The sequence below is a fragment of the Nitrosopumilus sp. b1 genome, from assembly GCF_014078545.1.
Taxonomy (GTDB): Archaea; Thermoproteota; Nitrososphaeria; order Nitrososphaerales; family Nitrosopumilaceae; genus PXYB01.
Window position 1 is genome coordinate 1 of the sequence record NZ_MU078814.1, and the last position, 1,506, is coordinate 1,506.

The 1,506-nt window shown below is 36.0% G+C and carries 2 protein-coding genes; one reads left to right on the forward strand and one right to left on the reverse strand.

Annotated elements, in window-relative coordinates:
• On the reverse strand, nt 1-189 hold a 189-nt coding region (locus C6988_RS11070), incomplete at its 3' end, for a hypothetical protein (RefSeq protein WP_182135510.1).
• Nucleotides 190-318: 129 nt separating this feature from the next.
• On the opposite strand from C6988_RS11070, the gene C6988_RS11075 reads away from it, so the two are divergent.
• Nucleotides 319-1,485, forward strand: a complete 1,167-nt coding sequence (locus C6988_RS11075) for a citrate synthase (RefSeq protein ID WP_182135511.1) — start codon at nt 319-321, stop codon at nt 1,483-1,485.
• Nucleotides 1,486-1,506: the final 21 nt, after the last annotated feature.

A 1,506-nucleotide genomic window follows, 5' to 3' on the forward strand; every position in this document is an offset into this window, starting at 1 on the left:
ATTTTTCTTAGGAAGAGTGTGAGATTCTATTTTGACATCATTTTTTTGATTTGCATAGGAATCATAAAATGAGTTTCCGGAAAGTTGGGAATTGATATCAAGTTCCTGAATTTTTTGAAGCTCTTCAGGAGTAGCGTTTAAAATCAGTTCATCGATGGATTTTTGGTACTTTCTTTCAATTCCCGACATGTAAAATCATAAAAAAATTCAGTAAAATTGACAAAAGTTGAGAGTTTAGACAAAATACTAAATTTCCTCGGCGTATGTATTGCTCAGAAATAATAGAAGATATAATACCAAAATGCGCCTTAGATAGGCATGGATACTAAAAATATTGGCCTTAGAGGGATTCCAGTTGCAGATACCAAGATATCAAATATCGACGGGGAACAGGGGAAGTTAATCTATCGAGGATATGACATTTTAGAGTTAACCAAAAAATCAAATTTTGAAGAAGTAGCGTATCTTCTATTACATGATGATTTACCAACAAAAGAGGAGTTAAAGGATTTTCAATCAAGGCTTACAGAGGCCAGATGGATTCCAAAACAGATGCAAATCAATATGGGCAACTGGAGAAAAGATGCAGACCCTATGGATATGCTGCAGGCATTTGTTGCAGCACTTGCAGGATATTATGATGAAGAGTTTTCAAATAAAGAGGCAAGTTATGATAGAGCAATTAATCTAATTGCTAAAGTTCCAACAATTGTTGCAAGCTGGCAAAGAATTAGAAATGAATTAGAAATAATTGATCCTGACCCAGACCTAAGTCATGCTGGAAACTTTCTCTATATGATGACAGGTGAAAAACCAGACAAAGAGATAGAAAAAATATTTGATGTTTGTTTGATATTGCATGCAGATCATACATTTAATGCATCAACTTTTGCTGCAAGACAAGTTGCATCAACTAGAGCACATATGTATTCTGCATCTAGTGCAGCAATTGGAGCATTAAGTGGTGAGCTACACGGTGGTGCAAATTACGAAGTAATGCGAATGCTATTAGATATTGGTTCTGAAGACAAGGTAGAAGAATGGATTAAGAAAAGAATGGATGCAGGAGAACGCGTTATGGGAATGGGTCATGCAGTGTATAGAACTTATGATCCTCGAGCACAAGTTCTAAAAGAATTATCAAGAAAGCTTGCAGAAAAGACAGGTGACCCATGGTTTAAGATTACAGAAAAAGTAGAACAGACCACCATCGCAGAGATGAAAAAGAGAAAGGGTGCTGACATTTATCCTAATGTTGATTTGTATAGTGCATCAGTGTATTACATGCTAAAAATCCCAATGGATTTGAACACACCAATCTTTGCAATATCAAGAGTAGTTGGATGGGCTGCACATATCATTGAGGAAAAATTTGCAGAGGCTGCACCAAAGCCAGCATTATACAGACCAAAGGCAGTCTATGTTGGAAAATATTGCGGTCCACAAGGATGCGAATACAAATCACTAGATTTGAGAAATGATTAATTTCGAGAATTTAGCCATTCT

Coding starts and splice junctions, on each gene's coding strand:
- C6988_RS11075 (WP_182135511.1), top strand. CDS start 319: ATGGATACTAAAAATATTGGCCTTAGAGGGATTCCAGTTGCAGATACC.